Source organism: Nocardia sp. NPDC058640 (assembly GCF_042716995.1).
Classification (GTDB): Bacteria; Actinomycetota; Actinomycetes; order Mycobacteriales; family Mycobacteriaceae; genus Nocardia.
On sequence record NZ_JBHXRG010000024.1, the window covers coordinates 50,133 to 66,805 of the forward strand.

At 65.5% G+C, this 16,673-nt stretch carries 13 protein-coding genes; 7 read left to right on the forward strand and 6 right to left on the reverse strand.

What is annotated here, in order from left to right; genetic code table 11:
- Positions 1-11 precede the first annotated feature (11 nt).
- From gyrA to dnaA, 6 genes are all read right to left on the reverse strand, one after another.
- Positions 12-2,519 (reverse strand): DNA gyrase subunit A, encoded by a 2,508-nt coding sequence (gene gyrA, locus ACFWU5_RS22260; RefSeq protein WP_379245276.1) that lies wholly within the window; start codon positions 2,517-2,519, stop codon positions 12-14.
- Between the two features lie 57 nt (positions 2,520-2,576).
- Positions 2,577-4,610, reverse strand: a complete 2,034-nt coding sequence (gene gyrB, locus ACFWU5_RS22265; protein WP_379245278.1) for a DNA topoisomerase (ATP-hydrolyzing) subunit B — start codon at positions 4,608-4,610, stop codon at positions 2,577-2,579.
- A gap of 441 nt (positions 4,611-5,051) precedes the next feature.
- The gene (locus ACFWU5_RS22270) at positions 5,052-5,588 is read right to left on the reverse strand and encodes a DUF721 family protein (RefSeq protein ID WP_379245280.1); all 537 of its coding nucleotides are present in this window, start codon (positions 5,586-5,588) and stop codon (positions 5,052-5,054) included.
- Positions 5,589-5,716: 128 nt separating this feature from the next.
- Positions 5,717-6,913 carry a DNA replication/repair protein RecF gene (recF, locus tag ACFWU5_RS22275; RefSeq protein WP_379268576.1) on the reverse strand — a complete coding sequence of 399 codons (1,197 nt, stop codon included), beginning with the start codon at positions 6,911-6,913 and terminating at the stop codon, positions 5,717-5,719.
- 15 nt (positions 6,914-6,928) lie between these two features.
- Positions 6,929-8,104 (reverse strand): DNA polymerase III subunit beta, encoded by a 1,176-nt coding sequence (gene dnaN / locus ACFWU5_RS22280; RefSeq protein ID WP_379245284.1) that lies wholly within the window; start codon positions 8,102-8,104, stop codon positions 6,929-6,931.
- Between the two features lie 786 nt (positions 8,105-8,890).
- Positions 8,891-11,182, reverse strand: a complete 2,292-nt coding sequence (gene dnaA, locus ACFWU5_RS22285) for a chromosomal replication initiator protein DnaA (RefSeq protein ID WP_379268578.1) — start codon at positions 11,180-11,182, stop codon at positions 8,891-8,893.
- Between the two features lie 683 nt (positions 11,183-11,865).
- Between dnaA and rpmH the strand changes: the two genes are divergently transcribed.
- The 7 genes from rpmH to ACFWU5_RS22320 all read left to right on the forward strand — a co-directional run bounded on the left by rpmH (position 11,866) and on the right by ACFWU5_RS22320 (position 16,659).
- Positions 11,866-12,009 carry a 50S ribosomal protein L34 gene (gene rpmH, locus ACFWU5_RS22290; protein ID WP_194826147.1) on the forward strand — a complete coding sequence of 48 codons (144 nt, stop codon included), beginning with the start codon at positions 11,866-11,868 and terminating at the stop codon, positions 12,007-12,009.
- 23 nt (positions 12,010-12,032) lie between these two features.
- A complete protein-coding gene (gene rnpA, locus ACFWU5_RS22295; RefSeq protein WP_379268580.1) occupies positions 12,033-12,452 on the forward strand; it encodes a ribonuclease P protein component in 420 nt (139 codons plus the stop codon).
- Complete coding sequence (yidD, locus tag ACFWU5_RS22300; RefSeq protein WP_379245290.1) at positions 12,449-12,748, forward strand: membrane protein insertion efficiency factor YidD; 300 nt, start codon at positions 12,449-12,451, stop codon at positions 12,746-12,748. The genes rnpA and yidD overlap by 4 nt, the downstream gene beginning before the upstream one ends.
- A gap of 4 nt (positions 12,749-12,752) precedes the next feature.
- Positions 12,753-13,835, forward strand: a complete 1,083-nt coding sequence (yidC, locus tag ACFWU5_RS22305) for a membrane protein insertase YidC (protein WP_379268582.1) — start codon at positions 12,753-12,755, stop codon at positions 13,833-13,835.
- 25 nt (positions 13,836-13,860) lie between these two features.
- Positions 13,861-14,448, forward strand: a complete 588-nt coding sequence (locus tag ACFWU5_RS22310; protein ID WP_379245294.1) for a protein jag — start codon at positions 13,861-13,863, stop codon at positions 14,446-14,448.
- A gap of 84 nt (positions 14,449-14,532) precedes the next feature.
- Entirely contained in the window at positions 14,533-15,273 is a 741-nt protein-coding gene (gene rsmG / locus ACFWU5_RS22315) for a 16S rRNA (guanine(527)-N(7))-methyltransferase RsmG (protein WP_379268584.1), read from the forward strand.
- A 390-nt stretch (positions 15,274-15,663) separates the two neighbouring features.
- Positions 15,664-16,659 (forward strand): ParA family protein, encoded by a 996-nt coding sequence (locus tag ACFWU5_RS22320; RefSeq protein WP_379268586.1) that lies wholly within the window; start codon positions 15,664-15,666, stop codon positions 16,657-16,659.
- The last annotated feature ends 14 nt before the right edge of the window (positions 16,660-16,673 follow it).

Below are 16,673 nucleotides of genomic sequence, written 5' to 3' on the forward strand. Positions count from 1 at the left end.
GTTTGGTGTTACTACTCCGAAGCCACGTCGCCGGTGAGCTGATCGGGATCGGGCTCGTCGGCGTTGCGCGCGATCGCTAGCAAGGTATCGCCATCCGCGAGGTTCATCAATCGCACGCCCTTGGTCTGGCGTCCGGCTTTACGAACCTGCTTGGCTGCGGTGCGGATGACACCACCACTGGAAGTGATCGCGTACAGCTCGTCCTCGTCGTCGACGATGAGCGCACCCACCAGGCTGCCACGTTTCGGGTCGTACTGGATTGTCAATACGCCTTTTCCGCCACGACCCTGCGCGGTGTACTCCTCGATCGCCGTACGTTTGGCGTACCCACCTGCGGTGGCCACAAGCAAGTACGTCTCCGGGCGAACCACATTCAGCGACAACAGTTGGTCGTCGGTGTTGAACCGCATGCCCTGCACACCGGAGGTGGCGCGGCCCATCGGACGCAGCGCCTCGTCGGTGGCGGCGAAGCGGATCGACTGGCCGTGCGCCGACACCAGCAGCAGGTCGTCGTCGGACGAGCACAGCACCGCGCCGACCAGTTCGTCGTCGTCGCGCAGGTTCACCGCGACGATGCCACCGGACCGGTTGGAGTCGAAATCGGTGAGCTTGGACTTCTTCACCAGGCCCGCGCGCGTCGCCAGCACCAGGTACGGGGCGTCCTCGTAGGTCTTGAGCTGGATGATCTGGGCGATCTTCTCGTCCGGCTGGAACGCGAGCAGGTTGGCCACGTGCTGGCCGCGCGCGGTCCGGTTGGCCTCGGGCAGCTCGTACGCCTTGGCCCGGTAGACGCGACCCTTGTTGGTGAAGAACAGCAGCCAGTCGTGGGTGGACGAGATGAAGAAGTGCTTGACGATGTCGTCCTGCTTCAGGCCGGCGCCCATCACACCCTTGCCGCCACGCTTCTGCGACCGGTACAGATCGGTCTTGGTGCGCTTGGCGTAGCCGGTCTCGGTGATCGTGACGACCACGTCCTCGCGGGCGATCAGATCCTCGTCGTTGACGTCACCGTCGGCGGCGATGATCCGGGTACGACGGTCGTCGCCGTACTTCTCCACGATCTCGGCCAGCTCGTCACGCACGATCGCGCGCTGACGCTCGGGCTTGTCGAGAATGTCCTTGTAGTCGGCGATCTCGATCTCGATCTTGGCCAGATCGTCGACGATCTTCTGCCGCTCCAACGCCGACAGGCGACGCAGCTGCATGTCCAAGATCGCGGTGGACTGGATCTCGTCGATCTCGAGCAGCTGCATCAGGCCGGTGCGCGCGGTGTCGGTGTTGGCCGCGCGCCGGATCAGCGCGATGACCTCGTCGAGCATGTCCAACGCCTTGACCAGGCCGCGCAGGATATGAGCCCGCTCCTCGGCCTTGCGCAGCAGGTACCGGGTGCGCCGGACGATGACCTCGAGCTCGTGATTCACGTAGTAGCGAATCATCTGGTCAAGGCGCAGCGTGCGCGGAACACCGTCGACGATCGACAGCATGTTCGCGCCGAAGCTGGTCTGCAGCTGGGTGTGCTTGTAGAGGTTGTTCAGCACCACCTTCGCCACCGCGTCACGCTTGACCGTGACCACGATGCGCATGCCGACACGGTCCGAGGACTCGTCGTGGATATCGGAGATACCCGCGATCTTCGCGTCCTTGACCTGCTCGGCGATGGAGTTGACGAAGTTGTCGGTGTTGACCTGGTACGGCAGCTCGGTGATGACGATCGTGGTGCGGCCACGCGCGTCTTCCTCGATCTCGACCACACCGCGCATCCGAATCGAACCGCGACCGGTGGTGTAGGCATCGTGAATGCCCTGACCGCCCACGATCAGACCGTGCGTGGGGAAGTCGGGGCCCTTGACCCGTTCCATGCACGCGGCGAGGGTGGATTCCTCGTCGGCCTCGTAGTTCTCCAACGCCCAGTAGATGGCGTCGGCGAGCTCGTTGAGGTTGTGCGGCGGAATGTTGGTGGCCATGCCGACCGCGATGCCGTTGGACCCGTTCATCAACAGGGCGGGCACCCGCGCGGGCAGCACGGTCGGCTCCTGCGAGCGACCGTCGTAGTTGGGCACGAAATCGACCGTCTCCTGGTCGATATCGCGCAGCATCTCCATCGCCAGCGGCGTCAGACGGCACTCGGTGTATCGCATGGCGGCCGCACCGTCGTTGCCGCGGGAACCGAAGTTGCCCTGGCCGTCGACCAGCGGGTAGCGCAGCGACCACGGCTGGGCCATGCGCACGAGGGTGTCGTAGATCGACGAGTCGCCGTGCGGGTGGTAGTTACCCATGGTCTCCGCGACCGGACGCGCGGACTTCACATAGCCGCGATCGGGGCGGTAGCCGTTGTCGTACATCGCGTACAGCACGCGCCGGTGCACGGGCTTGAGGCCGTCGCGCACGTCGGGCAGCGCGCGGCCAACGATCACGCTCATCGCGTAATCGATGTAGCTGTTCTGCATTTCGGTCTGGATGTCGACCGGTTCGACCCGGTCGCCCGCACCGCCGGTGGGCGGCAGCGTGGTCTCAGTCATCAAATCTCCTTCGAGGGGCCGACGTGCTCGCGGGCGCGCTGGAAAGCGCTGCGCTGCTTACACATCGAGGAAGCGGACGTCCTTGGCATTGCGGGTGATGAAGCTGCGACGTGCCTCCACGTCTTCGCCCATCAGCACCGAGAACAGCTCGTCGGCCGCCGCGGCGTCATCGAGCGTCACCTGACGAAGCACCCGCACCGCCGGGTCCATGGTGGTTTCCCACAGCTCCTTGGCGTTCATCTCGCCCAGACCCTTGTAGCGCTGGACGCCGTCGTCCTTGTTGATCTTCTTGCCTGCTGCCAGGCCCGCCTCGATCATCGAGTCACGCTCACGGTCGGAGTAGGCGAACTCCGGCTCCGAACGCATCCACTTGAGCTTGTACAGCGGCGGCGCGGCCAGGAACACGTGACCGTGCTCCACCAGCGGACGCATGAACCGGAACAGCAGCGTGAGCAGCAGCGTCGCGATGTGCTGACCGTCCACGTCGGCGTCGGCCATCAGAATGATCTTGCCGTAGCGCAGCTTGGCCAGATCGAACTCGTCATGGATGCCGGTGCCGAACGCGGTGATGATCGACTGGACCTCGTTGTTCTTGAGGACACGGTCGATCCGGGCCTTCTCGACATTGATGATCTTGCCGCGCAGCGGAAGAATCGCCTGGTACATCGAGTCTCGGCCGGACTTGGCCGAACCACCGGCGGAGTCGCCCTCCACGATGTAGATCTCGCACTTGGCCGGATCCTTGGAACGGCAATCCGCCAGCTTGCCCGGCAGCCCGCCCAGATCGGTGGCCGACTTGCGACGCACCAGCTCACGCGCCTTACGCGCGGCCATGCGGGCCTGCGCCGAGGACACCGCCTTCTGCACGATGGTCTTCGCATCGGCGGGGTTGGCCTCGAACCAGTGCTGCAAATGCTCGTTGCAGGCACGCTGCACGAACGACTTCACCTCGGTGTTGCCCAGCTTGGTCTTGGTCTGGCCCTCGAACTGCGGCTCGCCGACCTTGACGCTGACGATGGCGGCCAGGCCCTCGCGGATGTCGTCACCGGTGAGGTTGCCGTCTTTCTCCTTGAGGAGCTTCTTCTCCTTGGCGTACTTGTTGACCACCGTGGTCAGCGCCGCGCGGAAGCCCTCTTCGTGGGTGCCGCCCTCATGGGTGTTGATCGTGTTGGCGAAGGTGTGCACGGACTCGGAATAGCCCGAGTTCCACTGCATCGCGACCTCGAGCTCGTGGCCGGTGCCCTTCACGGTGTACCCGACGACCGAGTTGTGGATGGCCGACTTGGTGCGGTTGATGTGGCGCACGAAGTCCACCAGGCCGCCCGGGTAGTGATAGGTGCGGGTCTTCACCTTGTGCTCGACCGCTTCCGCGGCCACGACCTCGGCATCCTTGGGCGCCTCGGCGGTCTCACTGACCACCTCGTCGATGACCTCACCGTCGCTGACCCGCTCGTCGGTGAGCTTGATGGTCAGGCCCTTGTTCAGGAAGGCCATCTCCTGCAGGCGCCGCGCCACGGTCTCGAAGTTGTAGTGCGTGGTCTCGAAGATCTCCGGATCGGCCCAGAAACGGACCGTGGTGCCGGTGGCCGAGGTCGGCTCGCCCTGCACCAACTTGCCCGGCTTGGCGTCCTTGTAGGTCTGGCTCCAGTGGTAGCCGTCGGTGTTGACCTCGACCTCGACCTTGGTCGACAGCGCGTTCACCACCGAGATACCGACACCGTGCAGACCACCCGACACCGCGTAGGAATCGGAGTCGAACTTGCCGCCCGCGTGCAGCTGGGTCATGACGACCTCGATCGTGGGCACGCCCTGGGCGTGCATCGCGACCGGGATGCCACGGCCGTCGTCGATCACCTCGACGCCGCCGTCGGCGAGCAGGGTCACCTCGACCTTGCTGGCGTAGCCGGCCATCGCCTCGTCGACCGAGTTGTCCACAACCTCCCAGATGAGGTGGTGCAGACCGCGCTCGCCGGTGGAGCCGATGTACATGCCAGGGCGCTTGCGCACCGCCTCGAGACCCTCGAGGACCGTGATGGAAGAGGCACCGTAGCCTGAATCTTTGCCCGATGCGTTGGAGTCGTTGGCAGCCACTTGTCGGTAGCTCTCCTTACTTGCTGATCCCTGGCGCAGCGACCTGGGCAGCACGCGCACGGCTCGATCGGAGCCATCAGATATCACGGACTGCACAGCACGCGCCGAAGGTTCGCCGCTGGTTACGTCACCATCCTACTGGTAAGCCCAACTTACAGTGCACCTACGACACCCCTAGCTTCCCCGGTAATGCGAGAACTCGTCTGACTGCGGGAGTTTTGCGCCCTGTCCGCTACTCCGCGCCTCTTGGTCGGATCTAGGCGCGGGGAACTCTGCGTTGGCGGCCAGACTTGTGATGGTGGTTCGGTTGGCCCGTTCCCGGTGAGTTACCCATGTTCTTGCGAGACCAGTTGTCACCACGGGGGTTATCCACAGGGCCTGTGTACAAGTCGGGGTGAGAGCGGTGCGGGCTCAATGGATCTCGCGCCGGTCACCGCGCGGCTACCCGTAGGTATCGCGCGGTCCACGGCCCTTGACGTGGCGATCGCCCTTGCGCCAACTCGGTGCCGCGGGGCCGGTGATCCGCAGCGAGGTGACCACGCCGTGACCGACCGCGGCGGCGATCTTGGCCAGGATCTGGCTCTGCAACATGCGCAGCTGAGTGGCCCATGCGGTGGACTCGGCGGCGATCTTGAGAACCCCGTCTTCCAGGGTCACCGGGGTGGCGTGCGAGGCGATGTCCTCGCCGACCACGCGGGGCCAGCTGCCGAACACCGTCCCCTCGGCTACCTTGCCTGACCAGCCACGACTCTTTGCCAGCGTGCCGCTCAGGGCACCCAACAGTTGGGGATCGCGGGCGTCGGGTCCCGAGCCGGACCACCCGCTGCGGCGTCTGCCGCCCGCGCGTAATTTGCGTACCGGCGAGGCTCTGCCCTGGCCGACGGACTTGCCGTTGGCCTTGGCCGCGGCGCGCGCCTCCTCCAGCGCGCGGCGGGCCAGATCGATGCCACGCAACTCCGGGGCGGGATCTTCGGGCACGGGCTTCCGCCTTCCGGTGTCGTGGGTGGTGCGGCGCGGATCGCAGTCTACGCCGGGGTGCCGACAGCTTCTTTCGGCATATGTCCAGCATGTTGCGGGTTTTCCACAGGGGCTGGGGATAACTTTCGCTAGCTGTGCATATCTTCGGGCTGTTCGACCGGTTCGAGCACGATCTGCGAGGTGCGCCGGTCGGCCTCGCCGGTGGTGTGCACACGCAACGGTCTCGCGGCCAGTTCCGACGGCACGTCCTCGGCCACCGCGGCGGTGATCAACACCTGCTCGGCACCCGCGGCGACCTCCGCCAGCGCGGCGCGGCGGCGGCGGTCGAGTTCGGCGAACACGTCGTCGAGCAGCAGCACCGGCTCGGAACCTTCGCTGCGCAACAGTTCGAACGAGGCCAGTCGCAGGGCCAGCGCGTACGACCAGGATTCCCCATGACTGGCGAAACCCTTGGCGGGTGCGCTGCCCAATAGCAGTTCCAGATCGTCACGATGCGGACCGACCAGACACACGCCGCGGTCGAGTTCGCGACTGCGGGCGGCGGCCAGTTCGCGCAGCATGATCTCGTGCAGCAGCTGTGGATCATCGGGCTGTGGCGTCCTGGCCGGGTCGAGTAATTCCGGCGGCAGGTAGCCCGAACGGTAAGTGATTGCGGCAGGACGTGATTCGGGCGCGATCGACTGATACGACTGGGACACATGGGGATACAGGTCGTGGACCAGCCGTAACCGTTCGGCCAGCAGCACTGCCGCGTGGTCGGCGAGGTGCCCGTCCCACACGTCCAGGGTGCTCAGATCCGCACGCGAACGGGATTGGCGCCCAGCGGTTTTCAATAGGGCGGAGCGTTGCCGCAACACCTTGTCGTAGTCCGCGCGCACGCCGGCGAGCCTGGGCAAGCGGGCTGTGGACAACTCGTCGAGGAACCGTCTCCGCTCCCCCGGATCGCCGCGCACCAGCGCCAGATCCTCGGGCGCGAACAACACGGTCTGCAGAATCCCCAGGATCTCGCGCGACCGACGCACCGGCGAGCGATTGATCTGGGCACGGTTGGCGGCGCCCGCTTTGAGCTCCACATCCACGCGCAGTTCGCGGCCGGTGTTCACCACCGAGGCGCCGATCCGGGCCTGGGTGGCGCCCATGCGGATCAGTGGCGCGTCGGCGGAGACGCGGTGCGAGCCCAGCGTCGCCAGGTAGCCGACCGCTTCCAGGAGGTTGGTCTTGCCGTTGCCATTGGCACCCAACAGCACCGTGCGCCCTGGGGATAATTCTAGGTCGGCGTGTTCCCACGACCGGAAATCGCGGACCGACAGCTCACGGATGAACATGCCGCGACAGCCGACTCAGCCGGGCAGCCGGACCGGCATCAACAGGTAGATGTACTGGCTCTCCAGCGCCGCGAACGCACCCGACTCGAGCACCTTGGGCTCCTCGTCGGAGGCGGGCAGCAGCACCGCGGGACGGCTGGGGGTGGTGAACCCGAAGGTCACCCGCTCGGTGTGCAGCGCGGCCAGGCCCTCGGTCAGGTAGCCGGGGTTGAACGCGATGGTCAGCGGTTCGCCACGGAAATCGGCCTCGAGCCATTCCTCGGCCCGGCCCGCGTCGTCGCCACCCGCGGACAGCAGCACGCCGTCTGTGGAGAACTCCAGCCGCACCTGGGCGCCACGCTCGGCCACCAGGGCCACGCGCTTGATCGCCTCCGACAGCACCGCGACGGGCAGCGTGGCGATGGAGGTGTGTTCCTTGGGCAGCAACTGGCGGAACTTGGGGAACTCCGCGTCGAGCAGGCGGGTGGTGGTGCGGCGACCACCGTTGACGATGCCCAGCAGGCCGTCTGCGCCACCGGCACTGCCCAGCGACAGCTGCACGGGCGCCTCGGCGGCACCGAGGGTCTTGGCGGCTTCGGACAGCGTGCGCGCGGGGATCAGCACCGCGGTCTCGATGTCGGAGCGGGTGGGATTCCACTGCAGGTGCCGCACGGCGAGGCGGAAACGGTCGGTGGCCGCGAGGACCACGTCGTTGCCCTCGATCTCCACCCGGATGCCGGTGAGCATCGGCAGGGTGTCGTCACGGCCGGCGGCGACGGCGACCTGGCCCACGGCCTCGGCGAACACGTCGACGGTGAGTTCACCGGTCTGCTGCGGTACCTCGGGCAGCTGGGGATAGTCCTCGACCGGCATGGTCGGCAGGGAGAACTTCGCGCTGCCACAGGCGATGAGCACGCGAGTGCCGTCGACGGAGACATCCACAGGCTTGTTCGACAGCGACTTGGTGATGTCGGCGAGCAGGCGACCCGAGACCAGGACCTGGCCGGGACCGGCGACCTCGGCCGCGACGCGCATCTGCGCGGAGACCTCGTAGTCGAACCCGGAGACCGTCAGCCCGTTCTCGTCGGCCACCAGCAGGACACCGCCCAGAACCGGTACCGCGGGCCGGGACGGGAGACTGCGCGCCACCCAGGCCACTGATTCGGCGAAGTCCTCTCGGGCGACCCGAAACTTCATGCTCGCAAGCTCCATCGCCCGATTGTCCTCTCCGAGTTTCGAATCCGTGTGCGGGGGTGTGTCAGCGAAGTCCAGCTGCTGTGTCGGCCGCGCCCCGAGTCTGGCACAACCAACCGACAACCAGACCGTACCTGGGTGATCCGCGATCTCCGCATCGACCCTCCCGGTGGTTTCGCACCTACGTCCCCATCCCCGTTCCTCCTTGCCTGCCTGTGAGTGGACGACCGCCCGGCTGGACTGTCCCCAACCGAGTTTCCACACAGCCTGTTTTAAAAGAGTTCTCTCTAGAAGGAGAACCGAAGTAATAGTAGGCACTGTGGAATCTGTGGATTCCGGCCGTTTTCGCAGGTCAGACGGCATGGCGGCCTGGGGATGGCCTGGGGGTGACTCGAGGATGAATCCGCGGCGCCTGTGGAGACCCGAAGTTGTCCACAATCCATCCTCGAGTTGTCCTCGAGTTGTTCCACCAGATTCACCCAGTTGTTCACAGCCGAGGCCACCCTGGTGACAACGTTGTTGATTCCTCGAGGAGTCCACAGGAATTCCTCGAGGAATCCACAGGCCCGATTCGGCGATGTCGCAGGTCACACCTAGTGCACAGCTGTTAGTAGATCGTCCTGTGGAAACTGTGGACAACTGCCTGTGCATGAACGCTCCCCAGGCTCGGCCAACACCCTGTGCACCGACCTGTTGGTAACCCTGTTGGTAACCCTGTGGATTCCTCGAGGATTCCACAGGAACTCCACAGGGCAAAAAAGAACACCGCCCCAGGTCAGGGCGGTGTTCGGGTTGTGGATGAAATCAGCGGGAGCGCTGTTTGATTCGAGCTGTGAGTTCTTGGACCTGGTCGTACACGCGGCGGCGCTCGGTCATCTCCTTGCGCACTTTTTTCTCCGCGTACATCACCGTGGTGTGGTCGCGGCCGAACGCCTGCCCGATCTTGGGCAGCGACAGATCCGTCAGCTCACGGCACAGGTACATGGCGATCTGCCGTGCCTGCGCCAGTGGCCGCGCCTTGCCGGGCCCGGTCAGCTCTTCCAGGGTGGTGTTGAAGTACTCGGCGGTCACGGCCATGATCGTCGCCGCGTTGATCTCCAGCGCCGCCGTATCGGGCATGAGATCGCGCAACACCACCTCCGCCAGCGAGAGGTCAAGCGGTTGACCGTTGAGCGAGGCGAACGCCGTCACTCGGATCAGCGCGCCCTCCAGCTCGCGGATGTTGCGCTCCACCCGGCTGGCGATCAGCTCGAGCACGTCGTGCGGCACGTCGAGTCGATCCATGCGCGCCTTCTTGCGCAGGATCGCGATGCGGGTCTCGAGCTCCGGCGGCTGCACGTCGGTGATCAGGCCCCACTCGAAGCGCGTGCGTAGTCGTTCTTCCAGCGTGGCCAGCTGCTTGGGCGGGCGATCCGACGACACCACGATCTGCTTGTTCGCGTTGTGCAGGGTGTTGAAGGTGTGGAAGAACTCCTCCTGGATGCCTTCCTTGCCCTCGATGAACTGGATGTCGTCCACCAGCAAGATGTCGGTCTCGCGGTAACGGCGCTTGAACGCGACCTTGCGGTCGTCGCGCAGGCTGTTGATGAAGTCGTTGGTGAATTCCTCGGTGGACACGTACTTCACCCGCATACCGGGGAACAGCCGCTGCGCGTAGTGACCGGCCGCGTGCAGCAGGTGGGTTTTGCCCAATCCCGAAGCGCCCCAAACGAATAGGGGGTTGTACGCACGCGCGGGTGCCTCCGCGATGGCCACCGCGGCGGCGTGCGCGAACCGGTTGGACGCGCCGATCACGAACGTCTCGAACGTGTACTTGGCATTGAGACTGGCCGACGAGGACTGCGGCGCGGACTCGGGCGACTTGTTGAAATACGTCGGCCAGTTGTTGCGGTTGCTCACCACCGGCTCGTCATCGGCGGGCTGCGCACCGGGCTGACCGGGGAACGGCTTGTCGGCGCTGTCGGCGTCGGAATCCTCGGCCCTGGCGGGCTCGTCGGCGGGCCTGCGCGTGGGTGCGCGCTGCGGCTCCGGCGTGAACAGCGACTCCTGGCCCGAAGGCTCGCGACGCGACGGGGCGGGCTGCTGGTCCCGGCGTGGTGCGGACTCGGGTGTGGGGCGCGTGCCACGGAAGTCACGGCCGCCGAACTCGCCACCGGCGTAGTCCGCTGCCGGGTACCCCGAGTTCTGCTCGAAATCGGTGCCACTGAACTCGGCGCGCTCGCCCTGGTACTCGGTGCGCTCGCCCTGGTATTCGGTGGGCTGGCTGTACTCCGACGACGGCTGCTTGTACTCGGGTGCCTGGCCGTATTCCGGGGCCTGGTTGTACTCGGAACCTGGCTGCTTGTATTCAGTGGGCTGATTGCGCTCGCCGGGGCTGTACTCGGCGGGCGGCTGTTTGTACTCGGGGGCCTGGCCGTATTCCGACGGTGCCTGCTGGTATTCCGGCTTCTGCTGGTACTCGGGCTGTTGCTGCTGGTACTCCGCGTCGGCGGGGTACTCACGGTGCCCGGAGTAGTTGTCGGCGCGCTCGCCGTACTCGCCGCCCTGCCCGGGGTACTCGCGGCCGCCGTAGCTGTTGGGGTACTCGCCGGTGGCGGGATAGTCGTTGCCGTACTCGCCGCCCTGCACCGGGTAGTCGTTCGCTCCGTAGCGGGGCCTGCCGTACTCACCGCGCGCGGCGTAGTCGGGAACACTGAAATCGGGGCCGGGATACCCGGCGGGCGGGCGCACCTGTTCGCGGGGACGCTCCGGTCTGCTGGTCATCCTGGCGTGCCGCGGCGAATTGCCCGCCCGCTCCCCCGCGGCCGGGCTCGGCGCGGCGATGCGAACACCGAGTCCTTCCACCCGCGGACCCAGTCGACGGGCCAGCGATCGCAGGATCGGCTCGCGCAGATCACGCTCGATAGCCTCCTGCGCCAGCGACGACGGCACCGACAGCAACGCGAAACCCTGCGCGACCGTGAGCGGTTTCACCAACTTCAACCAGGCCTGCTGGGCACGACTGACCGCGGGGATGGCGCCGTCGGCGGAGCCGGTGGTGAGCTCGGCGACCACCTCCGGCCACACTGTGGCCAGCACGTTCTGCTCGTCGTCCATGCAGCGTCCTCCCCGGACCGGTTGTTGGGGCCTACGGCCTGCGCGCATGTCGGAAAAAGCCTGTGACCAGGTGAAATCCAGTGATGCTGCGTACAACCGAAGCCGGTCGGACGCGGTGCGATCCGGTGATTCCGGACCGCGGCGCGGGCACCGTCGGCCCTAGTAGATGCAGCTGAATATGCCACTGCGGCAGGTTATCCACACAATTATCCACAGATGTGGACAAACCTGGGGATAAAGCAATTCTGCCTGCGTGCGGCAGTGAACTGAGCCCGACCAGCGGTACTTCAGCAATCCCCCGGCTACAGACCATAGCCCCCGGCTACAAGACCCTAGCGGTGGCGCGCGCGCAAAGCCACCGGTGTGGACCAACTCACGAAAACTTGCCGCGTGCGTCACTGATGCTCGGGCGTGTCGTGCCTGGTCGGGCCGACTCCGGGTCCGGTTCGGTGGTCCGGTATTCTGGAGCTCGTGCCGGTGACAGGTACGTGGGGGCCGAGTTTGACCCGGCCCTTCGGGGTAAGTACCCTCGTACAGTCACCCCTTGGCGCGGTTGGCGGCTGTCTGCTGCACATCGATCGCCAAGGCAATCTGCGCGTAGACCGCGGTCCGCTGCGCAGAGAACAAATCATTTGTACAGACTTAGGGCGCCCAACGGTGCCCAACTACTACAGGAGTTGACCGTGGCCAAGGGCAAGCGGACGTTCCAGCCGAACAACCGTCGTCGGGCACGCGTGCACGGCTTCCGTCTCCGGATGCGTACCCGTGCGGGTCGCGCCATCGTCGGTGCGCGTCGCCGTAAGGGCCGCACCGAACTGACTGCCTGATCGCGCGTAGTCGCCACGCTCGGGTGTTGCCTGAGCCGTATCGGTTGCATCACCGTGCCGAATTCTCCCGCACGGTGCGCCGCGGTCAGCGAATCGGGAGACGAGATCTTGTCGTGCACGCGCTCACGCACGGGTACGACGATCTCGTCGACGGCGATTGTGTGGTCCGCGTAGGCGGTCCGCGATTCGGACTGATTGTCAGCAAGGCGGTGGGTAACGCGGTGGTTCGCCACCGCGTCGCCCGCCGCCTGCGTCATATCTGTGCCCAGGTCGTCGAGGAACTGCCCGCCGATACCGATGTCGTGATCCGCGCCCTGCCCGGCGCCGCCACCGCTGATTCCGCCGAGATGCTGCGCCAGCTACGCACCGGTCTACGCAAGCTGCGCTTGCATGTAGAACCGGAGCTCGCGCTCGGTCGCACCCCGGCCGGTGAACGGCGATGAACACCATCACCCGCTTCCCCGCTAAGGCCCTGATCGCCCTGATCGAGCTCTATCGGACCTATGTCTCCCCCACCCGGATGCCGATCTGCCGGTTCACCCCCACCTGCAGTGAGTACGCGGTGACTGCCTTGCGAACCCGCGGGTTGGTCGTCGGATCGGCATTGACGGTCGTGCGCCTGGGCAAATGTGCGCCCTGGCACCCTGGAGGGTGGGATCCCGTGCCTGGTCGCGGGTCGAATGCCTTCACCAAGTCATCGCCCGCGCTGACCGGCGATACGAACGACGGGAGTACCTAGAGCCGTGCTCGACATCATCTATTGGCCGGTATCGGCGATTCTGTGGTTCTGGCACAAGGCCTTCGGCTTTGTGTTCGGGGCCGACAGCGGGCTCACCTGGAGCCTGGCCGTGGTGTTCCTGGTCTTCACCCTGCGGCTGGTGCTGTACAAGCCGTTCGTGAAGCAGGTCCGCACCACCAAGCAGATGCAGGAGCTGCAGCCCCAGATCAAGGAGCTGCAGAAGAAGTACAAGAACGACCGCGAGACCATGGCGCGGGAGATGCAGAAACTGCAGAAGGAACACGGCTTCAACCCGCTCATGGGCTGCCTGCCGGTCCTGGTGCAGGTGCCGGTGTTCCTCGGCCTGTTCCACGTGCTGCGCTCGTTCAACCGCACCGGCCACGGCTGGGGCCAGTTGGGCATGTCCGCCCACGAGAACGCGCACACCGCGAACTACATCTTCAGCGCGCACGACGTCCAGTCGTTCCTCAGCGCGCGCATCTTCGGTGCGCCGATCGCGTCGTTCATCACCGCGCCCGCCAGCGAGATGCAGGCGTTCGCCGACTGGGGTGGCACGCCGACCAAGCTGAACATCGCGATGATCGCCATCCCGCTGATGATCATCGCCGGTCTGGCCACCCACTTCAACGCGCGCGCCTCGGTGCAGCGTCAGACTCCCGAAGCCGCGGCCAACCCGCAGGCCGCCATCATGAACAAGCTGTCGCTGTGGGTCTTCCCGCTCGGCGTCATGGTCGGTGGCCCCTTCCTGATGATCGGCATCCTGCTGTACTGGGTCGCCAACAACATCTGGACCTACGGACAGCAGCACCTGGTGTTCGGCCGGATGGAAAAGGAAGACGAAGAGCGCAAGCAGAAGAAGCTCGAGCAGCGGGCGCAGAACGCACCCAAGCCGGGCGTCAAGCCGGTCGATGTTCGCAAGCGCGTGCAGGACGCGCCCGCCGAGGATCAGTCCTCGACCAACGGCACCGCGTCGACCAACGGCACCCCCAAGCAGTCGGCCAACAAGCAGGGCGGCGCCAAGCGCAAGCCCGGCGGGCAGCAGCGGCCGGGCAACCGTGGCCGCGCGAACCAGAAGCGTAAGCGCTGAGACGCGACCGGATAGAGGGAATCCAATGACTGTTGAGACCGAGACCGACGGAGGGGACGCCACTGTGTCGACAACTACCGAAGTGCCCGACACCACCACTGCTGTGGCGGAAACCGCTGTTGATGACGTGAACGAGGTAGTGGTCGATGCCGAAGAGGCGTTGATCGAAGAGGGCGAGATCGCTGGCGACTACCTCGAGCAGTTGCTCGACGTGCTCGACTTCGATGGCGATATCGACCTCGATGTCGAAGGCGACCGCGCCATCGTGAGCATCGACGGCGGCCGCGATCTGACCAAGCTGGTCGGGCGCAACGGTGAAGTGCTCGACGCGCTGCAGGAGCTCACCCGCCTGGCCGTGCAGCAGGCGACCGGCGTGCGTAGCCGGCTGATGCTGGACGTGGCGGGCTGGCGTGCGCAGCGTCGCACCGACCTGAGTGAGATCGGTGTGGCGGCGGCCAAGCGCGTGCTCGCCTCGGGTGCGCCCGAAGCGCTGTCCGCGATGACGCCGTTCGAGCGCAAGATCGTGCACGACGCCGTGGCCGATATCGACGGTGTGGCGAGCGAGAGCGAAGGCGCCGAGCCGAATCGTCACGTGGTGGTCGTGCCCGAGTAGGGTGACTCCTGCCGTAACCACGAACTTGTGATTAGGCCTCCGGTCTCGGACCGGGGGCTTTTTCATTGCCCTCAACGGAGAAGGATGTTTCACGTGGAACGAGAACTGGGCGCGCAGTCCGACGAGCAGGAACCGCCCGCCGCCGCTGCTCGAGTGTTCGGCGACCGCTTGGACATCGCCCGCCGGTACTACGCGGCGCTGGCGACGGCCGGTGTCGAGCGCGGTCTCATCGGACCACGGGAAGTCCCCCGGCTATGGGAGCGCCACATTCTCAACTGCGCGGTCATCGGTGAGTTGATCGACGAGGGCGCCTCGGTGGTCGATATCGGTAGCGGCGCCGGGCTTCCCGGTATCCCCCTCGCCATCGCGCGGCCGGATCTTCGGATCACGCTCGTGGAGCCGTTGCTGCGCCGCACGATCTTTCTCAGTGAGTTCATCGAAGAAGTCGGTCTCGACATCACGGTGGTGCGAGGTCGGGCCGAGCAGTCCGGTGTGATCAAGGAAGCGGGCGGCGCGGATGTCGTCACTTCGCGCGCGGTCGCTCCCCTTGCCAAACTCGCGCACTGGTCGCTGCCGCTGCTCCGCGATCACGGACGGATGCTCGCGCTCAAGGGAACCAGCGCCGCCGAAGAACTCGAACGCGATGGCGCCGAGTTGATTCGCGATGGTGCTACCGATCTTCGGGTCGTGGGTTGCGGTGCCGGGATCGTCGAGGTGCCGACTCTGGTGATCAGTGCCGAACTACTCCCCCGTGGCGAACGTCCGAGTCGTCGGAGCGAACGCAAAGCAGCTGGGGTCGAGAAGAAGGCGCGAAAGCGTCGATAGGCCGATTTCACGTTTCGTAACGTGACGTTTCAGTCGGTGGGTCCTTGCCTGGGCCTGGATTCGGCAGATTTTCTCCAGTTTTGAATGGGTGTCGCGATGTCGGATTCCGGCGGCGTTTCACGTGGAACGTGCCGGGTCCACTCCCCCTGTTTCCCGTGAAACATCGTTCGGGAAGCGTTAATTCTTTGGTCTTGGGTGTGTCTCCCCCGGCGTGCCCGCGATTCAGCTTTCCCAATCGTCTTGGGGCTGGCAAGCTGTCAGAGTCGGGCGGGAGTGAGCCACCCTCCTCGAATCTTCGAGTTCTCCACCGACACTGTTTGTTTGTGACGACACGGCGCCGACGCTCGTCGGGGGTACGTGATCTGAAGTTTCTCGGGTAAGGAGCAATCTATGTCGAGCGGTCCGGCGAATGTTTCACGGGAAACAGCGTCGCGGGTCCCGGGGATGCTGGATTCCAGCAGCTTCGACGCGGAGACGTTCGGGAACACTCCTTTCGGGCACATCTCCCCGGCCGAGACCCCGATCGCGGCGGAAGCGCAACGCGCCAGCCAGATTCTGCATCCAGGAAAGGTCACTGTGCCGAAACCCCGTGAGCAACGGATCATCACGATCGCCAACCAAAAGGGTGGCGTGGGTAAGACCACCACGACGGTCAATCTCGCTGCGGCGCTAGCGCACCAGGGAATGACGGTTCTGGTGGTCGATCTTGATCCGCAGGGGAACGCGAGTACGGCGCTGGGCGTCGCGCACCAGTCGGGTGTGCCGTCCAGCTACGAGTTGCTGATCGGTGAAGTGACGGTCAAGGACTCGATCCAGGTGAGCCCGCACAGCGAACGTCTGCTGTGTGTCCCGGCCACGATCGACCTGGCCGGCGCGGAGATCGAACTGGTCTCGATGGTCGCGCGGGAAGGGCGGTTGAAGACCGCCATTCGCGAGGCGAGCATGGCCGGATTCGACATCGATTACGTGCTGATCGACTGCCCGCCGTCGCTGGGCCTGCTCACGGTGAACGCGCTCGTGGCGGCCAAAGAGGTCCTGATTCCGATCCAGTGTGAGTACTACGCGCTGGAAGGTGTGGGTCAGCTGCTGCGCAATATCGGGCTGGTGCAGGCGCACCTTAACCCTGAATTGCACGTGTCCACGGTCCTGCTCACCATGTACGACGGCCGCACCAAGCTGGCCGATCAGGTGGCCGAGGAGGTGCGCAATCACTTCGGCGACATCGTGTTGAAGTCGATGATCCCGCGCAGCGTGAAGGTCTCGGAGGCGCCGGGTTACGGCATGACCGTGCTCGATTACGATCCGGGCTCCCGCGGTGCGATGAGCTACATGGACGCGGGTCGCGAGCTGGCCAGTCGCGCGCAGCTCGAGCAAGACGCGTCGTAGCGGTGAGTGTGAGT

Coding starts and splice junctions, on each gene's coding strand:
- gyrA (WP_379245276.1), bottom strand. CDS start 2,519: ATGACTGAGACCACGCTGCCGCCCACCGGCGGTGCGGGCGACCGGGTC.
- recF (WP_379268576.1), bottom strand. CDS start 6,913: ATGTTCATCCGTGAGCTGTCGGTCCGCGATTTCCGGTCGTGGGAACAC.
- dnaN (WP_379245284.1), bottom strand. CDS start 8,104: ATGGAGCTTGCGAGCATGAAGTTTCGGGTCGCCCGAGAGGACTTCGCC.
- dnaA (WP_379268578.1), bottom strand. CDS start 11,182: ATGGACGACGAGCAGAACGTGCTGGCCACAGTGTGGCCGGAGGTGGTC.
- yidD (WP_379245290.1), top strand. CDS start 12,449: ATGAACACCATCACCCGCTTCCCCGCTAAGGCCCTGATCGCCCTGATC.
- ACFWU5_RS22310 (WP_379245294.1), top strand. CDS start 13,861: ATGACTGTTGAGACCGAGACCGACGGAGGGGACGCCACTGTGTCGACA.
- rsmG (WP_379268584.1), top strand. CDS start 14,533: ATGTTTCACGTGGAACGAGAACTGGGCGCGCAGTCCGACGAGCAGGAA.
- ACFWU5_RS22320 (WP_379268586.1), top strand. CDS start 15,664: ATGTCGAGCGGTCCGGCGAATGTTTCACGGGAAACAGCGTCGCGGGTC.